The sequence below is a fragment of the Streptomyces ficellus genome (assembly GCF_009739905.1).
Lineage (GTDB): Bacteria > Actinomycetota > Actinomycetes > Streptomycetales > Streptomycetaceae > Streptomyces > Streptomyces ficellus_A.
The window spans coordinates 4272912-4287469 of record NZ_CP034279.1 but is presented as its reverse complement, the minus strand read 5'-3'; the positions used below and the strand labels follow the sequence as shown (position 1 = coordinate 4287469).

At 72.2% G+C, this 14558-nt stretch carries 13 protein-coding genes; 9 read left to right on the top strand and 4 right to left on the bottom strand.

Annotated features, from left to right (window positions below):
• Window positions 1-77 precede the first annotated feature (77 nt).
• Both glp and galU read right to left on the bottom strand, forming a co-directional pair.
• Window positions 78-1385, bottom strand: a complete 1308-nt coding sequence (gene glp / locus EIZ62_RS19225; protein ID WP_156693890.1) for a molybdotransferase-like divisome protein Glp — start codon at window positions 1383-1385, stop codon at window positions 78-80.
• Entirely contained in the window at window positions 1382-2293 is a 912-nt protein-coding gene (gene galU / locus EIZ62_RS19220) for a UTP--glucose-1-phosphate uridylyltransferase GalU (protein WP_156693889.1), read from the bottom strand. Before galU ends, glp begins: the two co-directional genes overlap by 4 nt.
• A 95-nt stretch (window positions 2294-2388) precedes the next feature.
• Here galU and EIZ62_RS19215 point away from each other — a divergent pair, with 95 nt between their 5' ends.
• Window positions 2389-2982 carry a 5-formyltetrahydrofolate cyclo-ligase gene (locus tag EIZ62_RS19215; protein ID WP_156693888.1) on the top strand — a complete coding sequence of 198 codons (594 nt, stop codon included), beginning with the start codon at window positions 2389-2391 and terminating at the stop codon, window positions 2980-2982.
• A 33-nt stretch (window positions 2983-3015) separates the two neighbouring features.
• Here EIZ62_RS19215 and EIZ62_RS19210 read toward each other — a convergent pair whose 3' ends face one another.
• Window positions 3016-5877 (bottom strand): penicillin acylase family protein, encoded by a 2862-nt coding sequence (locus EIZ62_RS19210; protein WP_156693887.1) that lies wholly within the window; start codon window positions 5875-5877, stop codon window positions 3016-3018.
• A 258-nt stretch (window positions 5878-6135) separates the two neighbouring features.
• On the opposite strand from EIZ62_RS19210, the gene EIZ62_RS19205 reads away from it, so the two are divergent.
• The 6 genes from EIZ62_RS19205 to EIZ62_RS19175 all read left to right on the top strand — a co-directional run bounded on the left by EIZ62_RS19205 (window position 6136) and on the right by EIZ62_RS19175 (window position 11868).
• Window positions 6136-7590 (top strand): potassium/proton antiporter, encoded by a 1455-nt coding sequence (locus EIZ62_RS19205; protein WP_244375806.1) that lies wholly within the window; start codon window positions 6136-6138, stop codon window positions 7588-7590.
• A 253-nt stretch (window positions 7591-7843) separates the two neighbouring features.
• A complete protein-coding gene (locus EIZ62_RS19195; protein WP_156693885.1) occupies window positions 7844-9148 on the top strand; it encodes an MFS transporter in 1305 nt (434 codons plus the stop codon).
• Window positions 9149-9216: 68 nt separating this feature from the next.
• On the top strand, window positions 9217-9549 hold the full coding sequence (locus EIZ62_RS19190) for an FmdB family zinc ribbon protein (protein WP_156693884.1): 333 nt from the start codon (window positions 9217-9219) through the stop codon (window positions 9547-9549).
• A gap of 75 nt (window positions 9550-9624) precedes the next feature.
• Window positions 9625-10500 carry an S-methyl-5'-thioadenosine phosphorylase gene (locus tag EIZ62_RS19185; protein ID WP_156693883.1) on the top strand — a complete coding sequence of 292 codons (876 nt, stop codon included), beginning with the start codon at window positions 9625-9627 and terminating at the stop codon, window positions 10498-10500.
• Between the two features lie 225 nt (window positions 10501-10725).
• The gene (locus tag EIZ62_RS19180) at window positions 10726-11214 is read left to right on the top strand and encodes a hypothetical protein (protein ID WP_156693882.1); all 489 of its coding nucleotides are present in this window, start codon (window positions 10726-10728) and stop codon (window positions 11212-11214) included.
• 150 nt (window positions 11215-11364) lie between these two features.
• Window positions 11365-11868, top strand: a complete 504-nt coding sequence (locus EIZ62_RS19175; protein ID WP_208827985.1) for a large conductance mechanosensitive channel protein MscL — start codon at window positions 11365-11367, stop codon at window positions 11866-11868.
• 28 nt (window positions 11869-11896) lie between these two features.
• Here EIZ62_RS19175 and EIZ62_RS19170 read toward each other — a convergent pair whose 3' ends face one another.
• Entirely contained in the window at window positions 11897-12121 is a 225-nt protein-coding gene (locus tag EIZ62_RS19170) for a hypothetical protein (protein WP_156693881.1), read from the bottom strand.
• A gap of 146 nt (window positions 12122-12267) precedes the next feature.
• Here EIZ62_RS19170 and EIZ62_RS19165 point away from each other — a divergent pair, with 146 nt between their 5' ends.
• Together EIZ62_RS19165 and EIZ62_RS19160 are read left to right on the top strand one after the other, a co-directional pair.
• Window positions 12268-13458 carry a low temperature requirement protein A gene (locus EIZ62_RS19165; protein WP_156693880.1) on the top strand — a complete coding sequence of 397 codons (1191 nt, stop codon included), beginning with the start codon at window positions 12268-12270 and terminating at the stop codon, window positions 13456-13458.
• Window positions 13455-14483 carry a P1 family peptidase gene (locus EIZ62_RS19160; protein ID WP_156693879.1) on the top strand — a complete coding sequence of 343 codons (1029 nt, stop codon included), beginning with the start codon at window positions 13455-13457 and terminating at the stop codon, window positions 14481-14483. Before EIZ62_RS19165 ends, EIZ62_RS19160 begins: the two co-directional genes overlap by 4 nt.
• The last annotated feature ends 75 nt before the right edge of the window (window positions 14484-14558 follow it).

Here is a 14558-nt window from a genome sequence, read left to right as displayed (position 1 = left end):
TTGTCGCGCCGACGGGGGCCGGGGGTGGTCCCCCGGGTAGGCACAGCGGCAGACACGGTACCGCCAAGGCGGGCCCTTCAGCCGATGAGGACCACGTCCAGCTCGTCGCCCGGCTCGACCGTGGTGGTGTCCTCGGGGACGACGAGCAGGGCGTCCGCGTGCGCGAGGGCGGCGATCAGGTGGGAGCCGGCGCCGCCCACGGGGGTGACCGTGCCCGCGTCGGCGTCGTGCGTGCCGCGCAGGAACTGGCGCTTGCCGGCCGGCGAGGTCAGCGGCTTGTCGGCGGCGAGCACGGCACGCACGCGTGGCCGCTGCGCGTCGGGCACGCCGCCCAGGCCCATCAGGGCGCGGATCGCGGGGCGGACGAACAGCTCGAAGGAGACGTAGCTGGAGACCGGGTTGCCGGGGAGCGCGAGCAGCGGGGTGTGCTCGGGGCCGATGGAGCCGAAGCCCTGCGGCTTGCCCGGCTGCATGTCGAGCGTGCGGAAGTCGATGCCGCTGCCCGGCTCGTCCTCGTCGCCGACCGAGGAGAGGGCCTCCTTGACGACGTCGTACGCCCCGACGCTCACCCCGCCGGTGGTGACCACCAGGTCTGCGCGGATCAACTGGTCCTCGATGGCGGCCCGCAGCGTGGTGGCGTCGTCCGTGACGGCGCCGACCCGGTAGGCGATGGCGCCCGCGTCCCGCGCGGCGGCGGCGAGGGCGAAGCTGTTGGAGTCGTAGATCCGGCCCTGGCCCAGCTCCTCACCGGGCTGGACCAGTTCGCTGCCGGTGGAGATCACGACCACGCGCGGGCGGGGGCGCACCCGCACCGTGCCGCGCCCGATGGCGGCGAGCAGCCCGATCTGCGGCGGGCCGAGGACCGTCCCGGCCTCCAGGGCCAGGTCGCCGGCCTGGACGTCGCTCCCCCGGGCCCGGACATGGGCGCGGGCCTCGGCGGGGCGGTGGACGCGGACCTCGCCGGTGGCGCCCTCGGGGGCGGCGCTGGCCGCCCGCATGCCGGTGGCGGGGGCGCCGCCGGTGCCCCCGTCGGTCCACTCGACGGGGACGACGGCCTCGGCGCCCGGGGGCAGCGGGGCGCCGGTCATGATGCGTGCGGCCTGGCCGGGGCCGACGGTGGGCAGTCCCTCGCTGCCCGCCGCCACGTCTCCGATGACCGTGAGCACCGCCGGGAACTCCTCGGTGGCGCCGGTGACATCGGCGACCCGTACCGCGTACCCGTCCATGGAGCTGTTGTCGAAGGGCGGCAGGGCGACGGGCACCGTGACGTCCTCGACCAGGACACAGCCCTGGGCGTCGGGCAGCTGCAGCTCGATCGGGTCGAGCGGGTGGACCGCCTGGAGGATGTCCTCCAGGTGCTCGTCCACCGACCAGGTCGTCCTCACAGTCCTTGCATCTCCTCGGTGACGTAGGCGCGCAGCCAGTTCCGGAAGTCCGGTCCCAGATCATCACGTTCGCACGCGAGTCTGACAATGGCCCGCAGGTAGTCGCCGCGGTCGCCGGTGTCGTAGCGGCGGCCCTTGAAGACGACGCCGTGCACCGGGCCGCCCACCGACTCGTCGGCGACGAGCTTCTGGAGGGCGTCGGTCAGCTGGATCTCGCCGCCCCGGCCCGGCTCCGTCTCGCGCAGTATCCCGAACACGGCGGGGTCCAGGACGTACCGGCCGATGACCGCGTAGTTGCTGGGCGCCTCGGCCCGGTCGGGCTTCTCGACCAGGTTGGTCACCTTGACGACGTCGGCGTCGCCGGTGGGCTCGACGGCCGCGCAGCCGTAGAGGTGGATCTGCGACGGCTCGACCTCCATCAGCGCGACGACGCTGCCGCCCTCGCGCCCCTGGACCTCGACCATGCGGGACAGCAGCGGGTCGCGGGGGTCGATGAGGTCGTCGCCGAGGAGGACGGCGAAGGGTTCGTTGCCCACGTGCGGGGCGGCGCACAGGACGGCGTGGCCGAGGCCGCGCGGGTCGCCCTGGCGGACGTAGTGCATGGTGGCCAGGTCGCTGGACTCCTGGACCTTGGCGAGGCGCTCCTGGTCGCCCTTCTTGATGAGGGCCTCTTCGAGCTCGTAGTTGCGGTCGAAGTGGTCCTCCAGCGGCCGCTTGTTGCGGCCGGTGATCATCAGCACGTCGGAGAGGCCGGCGCCGACGGCCTCCTCGACGACGTACTGGATGGCCGGCTTGTCGACCACAGGCAGCATCTCTTTGGGAGTGGCTTTGGTGGCCGGCAGGAACCTGGTGCCGAGGCCTGCGGCGGGGATGACAGCCTTGCTGATCCTGGGGTGCGACTCGTTCATGCGGAGCACCCTATCCGGTCGGTATAGGCGGAAGATTACCTTCCGGCCAACTTCGGGCCCCTATGGCCGTGTACGAGAGGTTTTGTGAGGTATTGATGACCGGCGACATGTCCGAAAAGGCCGCTCTGCGACGCCACTTGCTCGCCGCTCGGGCCCTCCTGACCAGTGATGACGCCCAGAACGCCGCCGCGGTTCTCGCGGAGACCGCCCTGAATCTGCCCGAGTTGCGGCGGGCCGGGACGGTCGCCGCGTACGTCTCCATAGGGAGCGAACCCGGCACGCGCGCGTTGCTCGACGCGCTGCGCGAGCGGGGCGTGCGCGTCCTGCTGCCCGTGCTGCTGGCGGACAACGACCTGGACTGGGCGGCCTACGAGGGCCCCGAGCGGCTCGTACGGGCCCGGCGGGGCCTCCTGGAGCCCGCGGGGGACCCACTGGGCGTGGACGCCGTCCTGGAGGCCGACACGGTCCTCCTGCCCGGCCTGGCGGTCGACGCGCGCGGCATGCGCCTCGGGCGGGGCGGCGGCTCCTACGACCGGGTGCTCGCCCGCATCGCCCGCGCGGGGCACGACCCGGCCCTGGTGGTGCTCCTGTACGCGAACGAGGTGGTCGAGCGGGTCCCGGAGGAACCGCACGACCACCCCGTGCACGCCGTGGTGACCCCGGAGGTCATCCTCCGCTTCCGCGCCTGACGGCCGCGTCGGCGGGCGGGCCCCCGGGCGGCCTCACGGCGTGAGGACGAGCGTGTCGACGGTCTTCGCGTCGACCGTCCGCTTGCCGTAGGCCCAGTCGAGCAGCTCGCCCTTGGCCCACTTGTCGGTCTGGTCCGTGTAGTGGGCGTTGTAGGCGTGCCCGGAGGCTCCGGTCAGGTTGATCCAGCGGGACTTGTCCCAGTCGCCCACGTTCACCACCATCCGCATGGACGGCACCCACACGACCCCGTACCCGCCGGCCGCGTTCCAGCCGGTGGCGTTGACCGCCGCCTCGCCGCCCGACAGGTTCCACGGGCCGCGGTTGAGCAGCCACTGGACCGCGCCCGGGCCGGCGGTGCCGAGGGTCTGGTTCTTCAGGGTCAGCTGGTGCAGCCGCCCCCAGCTCCAGCTGTTGACGTCCTTGCCGAGCTTCGAGGTCAGCTCCCAGCGGGCGTCGACCATGGCGCGCTCCAGCAGCTCGTCACGGGTGACGGTGCCCTTGTCGTAGGTCCGGCTGGAGGCGGACTTCCACCACTCGTTCTTCTCGTCCTCCAGGATCCGGCGCACCACCTCGTACCAGCGGTCGCCGCCGTCCGGCTGTGCCGTCTCGGCGTCGCGCTGCCCGCACTCGCGGACGAGCCGGTCCTGCTCCTCGACGGGTCCGGTGGGGTCGGCCGGGCGGACGTTGAGGCACTCGCCCTTCACCCGCAGCTCCTTGGGGAGCTTGTTGCCGAAGGCGAGCTTGAGGACGTTGCGCCAGACGCCGTTGAAGTAGGCGGCCGCTCCGGAGTCCGCGTCCTGGGTGTAGTTCCAGCCCTCCAGGAGCTTCTGCGCCTCACGGACGTGCGGGTCGGAGACATCGATCTTCAGCAGGTACGGCGTCAGCAGCTTGGCGATCTCGCTGCTGTTGTCCATCTGCATGGTCCGCATGTCCTCGGTCGAGACCTTGGCCCCGTCCTTGGTCTTGGACTCGATCAGGTCGTTGATGCGCTGGCTGCGCGAACCGTAGCCCCAGTCCTGCGTGAGGTCGTGCGGGTACGTGTCGGGGTCGATGACGGCCTGGTTGGCGGTCACGATGTAGCCGCTCTTCGGGTTCTCCTCGTACGGCAGCTCGTCGAACGGGACGAACTTCTTCTCCCAGGTGTACTTCGGGTCCCAGCCGGGCGCCGGCATGGTGCCGTCGTGGCCCTTCTGGCGGACCGGGATCCGGCCGGGCGCCTGGTAGCCGATGTTGCCCTCGGCGCCCTTGGCGTCGGCGTAGATCAGGTTCTGGGAGGGCACGTCGAAGTCGCGGGCGGCCTCGCGGAACTGCTTGAAGTCGGTGGCGCGGTTCAGCTTGAAGACGGCGTCCATGGACCTGCCCGGGTCCAGGGCGGTCCAGCGCAGCGCCACGGCGTACCCGTCGCCGCGGTCCGGCGCCAGGGCGTCGACGGGGGCCTCGTCGCCGACCTTCTCCAGCTCGTTGCTGCGGTCGGAGATCAGCGGGCCGTTGTTCGTCGTGCGGACGGTGATGGGCCTGCTGGCGCCGCCGGCGACCTTGATCACCTCTTCGCGGGTGACGAAGGGCCGTTCCTTGCCGGCGTAGAGGTAGCCGCTGTCGGTGACCTTCTCCAGGTACAGGTCGCTGACGTCCGCGCCCAGGTTGGTGAAGCCCCAGGCGATGTCCTGGTTGTGGCCGATGACCACGCCGGGCATGCCCGAGAAGGTGTAGCCGGACACGTCGTAACGGCACTTGTCCGAGACGGTGCGGCAGTGCAGGCCCATCTGGTACCAGAGCGAGGGCAGCTGGGGCGCCAGGTGCGGGTCGTTGGCCAGCAGCGGCTTGCCCGTGGTCGTGTACTTGCCGGAGACGACCCAGGAGTTGGACCCGATGCCGTTGCCGTTGGGGCCGAGCAGCGCGGGAACCTTCTCCAGGGAGGCGGACAGGGCGGACAGCTGCGACTGGAGGCCCTCGGTGGCGCCCTGGGCGGTGCCGTCACCCTGGCCGCCCGTGCCGGTGCCCTGGCCCGTACCACCGCCCTGGTTCTGGCCCGTACCACTGCCCTGGTTCTGGGTCTGGCCGGAGCCGGAGCCCTGGCCGCCGTCCGAGCCGCTGTCCGAGTCGCCGTCGCGGGTGCTGCCCTCGGCGGAGGGGTCGAACTTCCCGGTGGCCCGGTCGACGCCGCCCTTGCCGACGATCGGGCGGTGCAGGTCGTACGGGTACGCGGGGTAGAGGTCCTTGATCTGCTTGTCGCTGAGCCTGGCGGTCATCAGCGAACGGTCGATCTCCTCCTGCATGTTGCCGCGCAGGTCCCAGGCCATCGCCTTGAGCCAGGCCACGGAGTCCACCGGCGTCCAGGGCTCGATCTTGTAGTCGTTCTCGAAGGCGAGGGCGGCGTACTCGACGGAGATGTCGCTGCCCTCCTTGCCCTTCAGGTAGGCGTTGACGCCCTCCGCGTACGCCTGGAGGTTCTTCTTGGTCTCGGGCGACAGGAGCTTGTCGTACTCCTCCTGCGCCACCCGGTGCCAGCCCATGGTGCGCAGGAACGCGTCCGTCTCGACCTGGTCCTTGCCGAACATCTCGGACAGCCGGCCGGCCGTCATGTGGCGGCGGACGTCCATCTCCCAGAACCGGTCCTGCGCCTGGACGTAGCCCTGGGCGCGGAACAGGTCCTCGTCGGTCGAGGCGTAGATCTGTGGAATGCCGTAGTCGTCCCGTTTCACGTCGACGGGGGCGGAGAGCCCGTCCAGCTTGAGGCTGCCGGTGGTCTGCGGGAACGGGGCGCGCACGGTGCTGACGCTCCAGTAGGCGCCGTAGCCGACGCCCGCGACCAGCGCCAGCACCAATGCGATCACGAGCAGACGGGCACGTCGCCCCTTCTTCTTGGTGGAAGCGGCGGTGGTGTTGGCGGGCATCGCTGTCCTTCGAGGCGCAGGCTGGTCCTGGAGTGCTGGAGCAACCATAGGCGCAGCGTCGGCGCGGCCCGGACGCGGTGTCAGTAAGCGCCCGTTTTGCGGGACGGCGGAGATCCCGCGGACCGGGCGTCAAGGAAACGTTAATGATTAGGTAAGGTAACGAAGTACCGCAGCCGGAACGATCCGGCGCGCACGTGAGGAAAGGGTCGGCCACTGACTGTCCACCAGCTCAACGAACTCCTGTTCATCTGCTCGCTCGTGCTGCTCGTCGCCGTCGCAGCGGTGCGGATCTCCTCCCGCAGCGGGCTCCCCAGCCTGCTCCTGTACCTCGGGATCGGGGTCGCCATCGGGCAGGACGGGATCGGCAACGTCCACTTCGACAACGCCGAACTGACCCAGGTGATCGGCTATGCCGCACTTGTGGTGATCCTGGCCGAGGGCGGCCTGGGCACCAAGTGGAAGGAGATCAAACCCGCGTTGCCCATGGCGGCCGTCCTGTCGACCGCCGGCGTCGCGGTGAGCGTGGGCGTCACGGCCGCCGCGGCGCACTACTGGGTGGGCCTGGACTGGCGGCAGGCGCTGATCATCGGCGCGGTGGTCTCCTCGACGGACGCGGCCGCGGTCTTCTCCGTCCTGCGCCGGGTGCCGCTGCCGTCACGGATAACCGGAACCCTGGAGGCGGAGTCCGGCTTCAACGACGCCCCCGTCGTGATCCTGGTGGTGGCCTTCTCGACGACCGGTCCCGTCGACAGCTGGTACGTGCTGCTCGGCACCATCGTCATGGAGCTGGCCATCGGCGCCGCCATCGGCCTGGCCGTCGGCTTCCTGGGCTCCTTCGGCCTGCGGCACGTGGCGCTGCCCGCCTCGGGCCTGTACCCGATCGCCGTGATGGCCATCGCGGTGGTGGCGTACGCGGCCGGCGCCATGGCGCACGGCAGCGGCTTCCTCGCGGTGTACCTGGCCTCGGTGGTGCTGGGCAACGCCAGGCTGCCGCACGCGCCCGCCAACCGCGGGTTCGCGGAGGGTCTGGGCTGGCTCGCGCAGATCGGCATGTTCGTCCTGCTCGGCCTGCTGGTGACCCCGCACGAGCTGGTCGACGACTTCTGGCCCGCCGTGATGGTCGGGCTGGTGCTGACGGCCGTGGCGCGGCCGCTGTCGGTGCTCCTGAGCCTGCTGCCCTTCCGCGTCCCCTGGCAGGAGCAGGCCCTGATGTCGTGGGCCGGACTGCGCGGAGCGGTGCCCATCATCCTGGCGACCATCCCCATGGTGTCCGGGATCGAGGGCAGCGAGAAGGTCTTCAACATCGTCTTCGTGCTCGTGGTCGTCTACACCCTGGTGCAGGGCCCGACCCTGCCCTGGCTGGCCAGGGCGCTGCGCCTCGGCGACTCCGCGGAGGCCGCAGACCTGGGCGTCGAGTCGGCTCCGCTGGAGCGGCTGCGTGGGCACCTGCTGTCGGTGGCCGTCCCGGAGAAGTCCCGGATGCACGGGGTGGAGGTCGCGGAACTGCGGCTGCCTCCCGGGGCGGCCGTCACCCTGGTCGTACGGGACGGCAAGAGCTTCGTGCCGTCGCCGACGACCGTGCTGCGGCGCGGCGACGAGCTGCTGGTGGTGGCGACGGACCCGGTCCGGGACGCCGCCGAGCGGCGCCTGCGGGCGGTCAGCCAGGGCGGCAAGCTGGCCGACTGGCTGGGCACCGGCGGAACCGGAAAGTGAACATCCGGTTAATCGGAGGCGGCACCTGAGCCATATCGGCCATTTCACAGGTGCCGTCCTCGCCGTCCCCTGTATCATGAAGGCACACTGATCGACGCAACTCTGCCTGACGCAGAGCTGGCGCGACCGTATGGCGGCCGTGACGCTCCCCGTAGTGGAGCCCGGTATCTACCGCAGTTCCGCGCAAGAGGACAGCTCTCGGCGGCTCCCGACACCCAGGGGAGCGCTACCAGGCGGCAGAAAGGCACGAGCCGTGCCCTCCGCTGTCCACACAGCCACGGACACGACGAACCCCTCGACGGAGCCTGCCCGGCGCCCCGGATACGGGCAGCTCCTGCGCACCCCCGGTGCGTGGACGTTCCTGCTGCCGGGATTCGCCGCACGACAGCCCTTCGCGATGCTGACCATCGGCATCGTCCTGCTGGTGCAGCACACCACCGATTCGTACGGCAGCGCCGGCGCGGTCGCCGCGTTCACCGGTGTCTCCATGGCCCTGTTCGCGCCGCAGAGCGGCAAGCTCGCCGACCGCTTCGGCCAGCGTGCCGTGCTGATCCCCGGCGTGCTGATCCACACGGTGTCCGTGTCGGTCCTGACGGTGCTGGCCCTGGCGGACGCCCCCTTGTGGGCCCTGTTCGTGGCCGCCGTCCCGACCGGCGCCTCGGTGCCGCAGATCGGGCCCATGGTGCGGTCCCGCTGGGCCGCGAAGCTGGAGGGCTCACCGCTGATGTCGACGGCGGCGGCCTTCGAGTCCGTCACCGACGAGTTCACGTTCGTGGTGGGCCCCGTCCTCGCCACCGCGCTGTGCACCGGCGTCCACCCGGCCGCCGGACTGATCGCCGAGGCGACGCTGACGCTGGCCGGCGGCCTGCTCTTCGCCGCCCAGAGCCGCACCCAGCCCGCCCACGGCCTGTCCGGCTCCCACGCGCGCGTGGAGCGCGTCTCCGCGCTCTCGGTGCCGGGCGTCCGGGTCCTGGCGGTGGCCTTCCTGGGCATCGGCTCCGTCTTCGGCGGCATGCAGGTCTCCCTCACCGCGTTCACCGAGGAGATCGGGCAGCCGGGCATGAACGGCCTGCTGTACGGACTCTTCGCCGCGGGCAACATGCTGGCCGGTGTCGTCGTCGGCGCGGTCGCGTGGAAGATGGGCCCCCGCCGCCGCCTGATCCTCGGGTACGCGGGACTGACCGTCACCGCCTCGCTGCTGTGGTCCGCGCACTCCGTGGTGCTGCTGGGCGCGCTCGGGCTGCTCGTCGGCCTGTGCATCGCCCCGGCGCTGATCACCGGCTACACGCTGGTCGACTCGCTGGTCCCGGCGTCCGCCCGCACCGAGGCGTTCACCTGGCTGACGGGTGCCGTGGCACTGGGCCAGGCGGCCGCCGTGACGGTGGCCGGCCGGCTCGCCGACGGGTACGGCGCGAGCGCCGGTTTCCTCGTCCCGCTGGCCGGTACGGCACTGGCGCTGGTCACCCTGGTGGCCCTCAGGTCGCGGCTCGCGCCCAAGCCCGCCACCCGGACCGTGGCACGTGGCGTCGGTCACCGCGTACCCGTGACGGTGGACTGATCCCGCGGAATACGTCACTATGGACTGTCGTTAGCACTCACTGAGTGAGAGTGCCAGGAGGAAGACAAGTGCCGACCTACCAGTACCAGTGCACCGAGTGCGGCGAGGGCCTCGAGGCGGTGCAGAAGTTCACCGATGACGCTCTGACCGAGTGCCCGAGCTGCCAGGGACGCCTCAAGAAGGTGTTCTCGGCCGTCGGCATCGTCTTCAAGGGCTCCGGCTTCTACCGCAACGACAGCCGTGGCGCGTCGTCGAGCAGCTCGCCCGCCGGCTCGTCCGCCGCGAAGTCGTCGAGCACCACCGGCGCATCGAGCTCGTCGTCCGGCTCCTCCGGCTCCTCGTCGTCGGACTCCAAGCCCGCGACGTCGAGCGCGGCCGGAAGCTCCACCTCCGCCGCCTGATCCGGCTTTTCCCGGGACCCCGCCGTAGTGACGGCGGGGTCCTCGGCGTGTCCACGTCCGGTTAGGGTGACCCGCATGGAGAACGCAGCGCAGGCGGGCAACGGCGGCACGGGCGGCGAACCGGGCGCGCACATCGGCGTCATCGGAGGCTCGGGTTTCTACTCCTTCCTGGAGGACGTCACCGAGGTCCGGATGACCACCCCGTACGGCAGCCCCAGCGACTCGCTGTTCCTCGGCGAGCTGGCCGGGCGCAAGGTCGCCTTCCTGCCCCGGCACGGCCGCGGCCACCACCTGCCGCCGCACCGCATCAACTACCGGGCCAACCTGTGGGCGCTGCGCGCGGCCGGCGTGCGGCAGGTCCTCGGTCCGTGCGCGGTGGGCGGGCTGCGCCCCGACTACGGGCCGGGCACCCTGCTGGTCCCGGACCAGCTGGTGGACCGGACGAAGTCCCGCACGCAGACCTTCTTCGACGGCGAGCCCCTGCCGGACGGGACCGTGCCGAACGTGGTGCACACGACCTTCGCCGACCCGTACTGCCCGGACGGGCGCAAGGTGGCCCTCGCCGCCGCGCACGGACGCGGCTGGGAGGCGGTGGACGGCGGGACGATGGTCGTCGTGGAGGGCCCGCGCTTCTCCACCCGCGCCGAGTCGCGGTGGCACGCCGCGATGGGCTGGTCGGTCGTCGGCATGACCGGGCACCCCGAGGCGTACCTCGCCCGTGAGCTGGGGCTCTGCTACACGTCCATGGCGCTGGTGACCGACCTGGACGCGGGCGCCGAGACCGGCGACGGCGTCTCGCACACCGAGGTGCTGCGGGTCTTCGGGGAGAACGTGGGCCGGCTGCGGGAGGTGCTGTTCGACGCGGTCGCGGGGCTGCCCGAGACCGAGAACCGCTCCTGCCTGTGCACCCACGCGCACGACGGCTGGGACCTCGGCATCGAACTGCCGTGATCATGACCGGGGGCCACCCCCGCGGGTGACGGGGTTCTCCCCATCGCCGGGTCTGTCCACAGGCACGAGCGGGAGCGGCGGGGACGCGGGATCGTGAGGGGCGCCGGTGGAATGCCGGCGCGGTCGATGCCCGTTCCCGGTCCTGGTGCGGGTCCCTCACGGCAGGCGGTGGTTGCCATGACGTCCCGTTCGCTCCCCATTCCTTCCCCTCCCGACAGGTGCGGGGTGCCGCAGTTCGCTCCGCTGCGGGTGCGCGGCGGGCGTCACCGGCTGCGGCGGACGGTGCGGCGGCGACGGCACGCGATGGCGGCGGGGCTCGCCATGGCGGTCGCCGCGCTGGCCGCCTCGGCCACCGGCTCGCGCGGGCCCGCCGAGGCGGACCGGCCACAGGCGAGCACGGCGCCCCGGCGGGAGGGCAAGCCGGTCGAGGTGGTGTCCGTCCCGGTGCGGATCGCGGACGGCGCGACCGTCCGGCTGCTGCGGCCCGGGGACCTCGTGGACGTGATCGCGTCGCCGGTGGCGCCGTCCGGGGGCGGTGACGGTGACGGCACCGCCCGCGTGGTGGCCACAGGCGTGCGCGTGGAGAAGGTGCCCCGGGTGGGCGGCGAGCCGGCGGACGCCGGCGCGCTGGTCGTGCTGGCCGTGCCCCGCCCGGTCGCCGCCGCGCTGGCCGGCGCGGCCGCGTCGTCCCGGCTGGCGGTGACGATGTGCTGAGCCGCCTGATGTGCCACCTGCCGGGCCGCCTGATGTGCCGCCTGATGAGCCGTCCTCCGCACCCACGGGCGCGTCCTGGTCGCACGGACTGCCGGTCACGTCCCCTGTCCGTGCGTACGGATTGGACGGTTACGCACGGTGCACGGCGTAATGGCTGCGCCGACTGCACACGCGACGAAGGGCACCGTGGTGAGCCAGGAGAAGAAGCAGAGCTTGCTGGAGGGCTTCAAGGCCTTCCTCATGCGGGGGAACGTGATCGACCTGGCGGTCGCGGTGGTGATCGGCGCCGCGTTCACCAACATCGTGAACGCGATCGTCCGGGGCGTGATCAGTCCGGTCGTCGGCGCGTTCGGCACGAAGAGCCTGGAGAGTTACCGCTCCTGTCTGAAGGGCCCGTGCCGGGTCAGCGAGGGAGGCGAGGTCGTCCAGGGCGTCGCGATCCTGTGGGGTTCGGTGCTCAGCGCCACGCTCAGCTTCCTGATCACCGCGGCCGTCGTCTACTTCCTGATGGTGCTGCCGATGGCCAAGTACCTGGCCCGCCGGGCGGCGCTGGAGAAGGAGCGCAGGGGTGTCCAGGAGACCCTGGAGGTCACCGAGCTGGAGCTGCTCAAGGAGATCCGCGACGCCCTCGTCGCCCAGCGCGGCACCCCGTAGGGCCGCCGGCTCCACCGGCTCCACCGGCTCAGAGGTGGTGCGGCGGCTTCTCGTCGAGGAAGCGCGCGAGGTCGGCGGCGCTGTCGCCGCCCGGAGGCCGCTCACCCCACCCACGGTCCGTATCGTCCGCGGACGGCTGGTCCAGCGGATCGTCGAAGATCAGCGCCGGTGTCCTCTTCTGCGGGTCGTTCTCTTCCTTCGGCGCTGATTCGGTCTTCGCGTCTCGCGGTCCGGGGGCGGGGGCGGTCCTCATACGTCCAGCGTACGCCGGTGGCCGGTGGTCGCCGGTCCGGGCCGCCGGGGAGGGAGGTGCGGGACGGTTCGCCCGTTGTGGGGACTTCGGGGGTGACCGTTCCCGCGGAGGGCGTCCGGCGGCGGTGCCTCTGCTGTCCTGGTGGGATGACCTCCCCTCCCCCCGCGTCCCGTACGCCCCTGCGGCCCCTGGTCTCGCGCAGCCGCGACGAGGAGCACCGCGCCGCCACGCCCCTGGAGCTCTTCTTCGACCTGTGCTTCGTCGTGGCGGTCGCGCAGGCGGGCGTCCAGCTCGTGCACGCCGTGGCCGAGGGCCATGCCGGAGACGGCATCGCCCGGTACGCGATGGTGTTCTTCGCCATCTGGTGGGCGTGGATGAACTTCACCTGGTTCGCCTCGGCGTACGACAACGACGACGTGCTCTACCGCGTCGTGACGCTCGTCCAGATCGCCGGTGTCCTGCTGCTGGCCGCCGGGGTGTCCCGCGCCTTCGAGGAGAACGAGTTCTTCCTGGTGTGGCTCGGGTACGTGGTGATGCGGCTCGCGCTCGCCTCGCAGTGGCTCCGGGCGGCGCGCAACGCGTCCGGGGCGGAGCGGACCATGGCGCTGCGGTACGCGGCCGGGGTGTCGCTCTGCCAGATCGGCTGGACGGCGCTGGTCCTCGTGCCCGAACCGGCCCGGCCCTGGGTGTTCCTGGTGATGGTGGCCGCCGAGCTGTCCGTGCCGCCGCTCGCGGAGCGGGACTTCTCCTCCAGCTGGCACGCCCACCACATCGCCGAGCGGTACGGGCTGTTCACCATCATCGTGCTCGGCGAGACCATCGCGGCGGCCACGGTCGCGGTGAAGACGGGTATCGAGGAGAACGACGCGCTGGGCGACCTGCTGCCGATCGCCGCCGGCGGGCTGCTGCTGATCTTCGCGGCCTGGTGGATCTACTTCGTCGTCCCGGTGCACCGTCGGCTGATGTCCAACCGGCAGGCGTTCCTGTGGGGGTACGGCCACTACCTGATCCAGGCGTCGGCGGCGGCGATCGGCGCGGGACTGGAGGTAGCGGTCGAGCAGGCGACCGGCGAGGCCCACCTGTCGGCGACCTCCGCCGCGGCCGCGGTCACCCTGCCCTCGGCACTGTTCCTGCTGCTGGTGTGGGCGCTGCACTCGCGCTACTTCAAGGCGGGCATCGCACAGCAACTGGTGCTGCCGTGCGCCGCGCTGGGCATCCTGCTCTGCACGTTCGCGGGGCGCTGGGGGATCTTCTCGGCCGGGATCGTGGCGGCGGCGGCCGTCGCGACCGGAGTCACCCTCACGGCCCGTGCGGAGCGTGGTACGCAAGGGGGATGAACGACGCACTGACGGACGTGGCCGGTCTGCGGGTCGGCCACGCGCGCGTACCGGGGGACAAGGCGCTCAGCGGCACCACCGTGGTCCTGGCGCCCGAGGGCGGGGCGGTCGCGGCGGTGGACGTGCGCGGCGGGGGCCCGGGCACCCGGGAGACGGACGCGCTCGACCCGCGCAACCTGGTCCAGCGCGTCGAGGCCCTGGTCCTGACGGGCGGCAGCGCGTACGGGCTGGAGGCGGCGGCCGGGGTGATGGCCTGGCTGGAGGAGCGCGGGCGGGGCGTGCGGGTGGGGCCCGACCCGTCGCAGGTGGTGCCGGTCGTCCCGGCGGCGTGCGTGTTCGACCTGGGGCGTGGCGGTGACTGGAAGGCGCGCCCGGACGCGTCGACCGGGCGTGCGGCGGTGGAGGCGGCGGACGCGTCCGGCCTCCGCGCGCCCGTGGAGTGCGGGGCGGTCGGTGCCGGTACGGGGGCGGTGGTCGGCGGTATGAAGGGCGGGGTCGGTACCGCGAGCACGGTGCTGGCGTGCGGGATCACCGTCGGGGCGCTGGTCGTGGCCAACGCGGTGGGGTCGGCCGTCGACCCGCTGACCGGCGCGCTGTACGGGGCGTACGGCGACGGGCCGATGGAGTTCCCGGACCCGGAGGCGCACGCGGCGGCGGCGCGGCGGCTCGCCGAGTCGCTGGAGCGCAACGACTGGCCGCCGCTCAACACCACGCTCGCCGTGGTCGGTACGGACGCGGACCTGACCCGGGCGCAGGCGCAGAAGCTCGCGGGCACGGCGCACGACGGCATCGCGCGCGCCGTGCGGCCGGTGCACCTGCTCAACGACGGGGACACGGTGTTCACTCTCGCCACCGGCGGGCGCCCCCTGCCGGACACGCACGGCCCGCTCGGGCTCAACGAGGTCCTGGCGGCCGGTGCGACCGTGGTGACCAGGGCGATCGTCCGGGCGGTGCTGGCCGCCGGGTCGGTCTCGGGGCCGGGTGGTGACTTCCCCGCGTACCGCGACCTGTACGGGCTGGACTGAGGCCCGCGGGCGCCGCGTTGTACGGGGCGCGCGGGAACTCGGTTCGCGCGCCCCTCGTTTCGTGGAAGTCGGACG

Excerpts from the sequence above, each read along its gene's own strand:
- galU (WP_156693889.1), bottom strand. The coding sequence starts at position 2,293 with ATGAACGAGTCGCACCCCAGGATCAGCAAGGCTGTCATCCCCGCCGCA.
- EIZ62_RS19215 (WP_156693888.1), top strand. The coding sequence starts at position 2,389 with ATGACCGGCGACATGTCCGAAAAGGCCGCTCTGCGACGCCACTTGCTC.
- EIZ62_RS19210 (WP_156693887.1), bottom strand. The coding sequence starts at position 5,877 with ATGCCCGCCAACACCACCGCCGCTTCCACCAAGAAGAAGGGGCGACGT.
- EIZ62_RS19185 (WP_156693883.1), top strand. The coding sequence starts at position 9,625 with ATGGAGAACGCAGCGCAGGCGGGCAACGGCGGCACGGGCGGCGAACCG.
- EIZ62_RS19175 (WP_208827985.1), top strand. The coding sequence starts at position 11,365 with ATGGCTGCGCCGACTGCACACGCGACGAAGGGCACCGTGGTGAGCCAG.
- EIZ62_RS19170 (WP_156693881.1), bottom strand. The coding sequence starts at position 12,121 with ATGAGGACCGCCCCCGCCCCCGGACCGCGAGACGCGAAGACCGAATCA.
- EIZ62_RS19165 (WP_156693880.1), top strand. The coding sequence starts at position 12,268 with ATGACCTCCCCTCCCCCCGCGTCCCGTACGCCCCTGCGGCCCCTGGTC.
- EIZ62_RS19160 (WP_156693879.1), top strand. The coding sequence starts at position 13,455 with ATGAACGACGCACTGACGGACGTGGCCGGTCTGCGGGTCGGCCACGCG.